The sequence below is a fragment of the Sphingomonas sp. AC449 genome (assembly GCF_979253475.1).
On sequence record NZ_CEEDCZ010000122.1, the window covers coordinates 1 to 231 of the forward strand.

The window sequence follows — 231 nt, forward strand, 5'->3', positions numbered from 1 at the left end:
CCGAGGGTCGCTTTCGCGGTCGGATCGTCCCTGAACGCGTTGGCGTACGGGTCGATCAGGATGCAGCGTGCCTGCCGAGCGATCAGCCCGACAAAGTCGCGGCGCAGCCCCGCATCCTTGGGCGCGAGATGGACATAGGTCTGCATCTGCGCCGAGCGGTCGCGCAGCCACAGCGCCTCGATATCGCCGGTGATGACGAACGCGTCGGGCTTGCCATCGACGGTGCCGAGC

The 231-nt window shown here is 67.5% G+C and carries 1 protein-coding gene; it reads right to left on the minus strand.

What is annotated here, in order from left to right:
• On the minus strand, window positions 1-231 hold a 231-nt coding region (locus AC0CH3_RS18070), incomplete at both ends, for a glycoside hydrolase family 125 protein (RefSeq protein ID WP_465238154.1).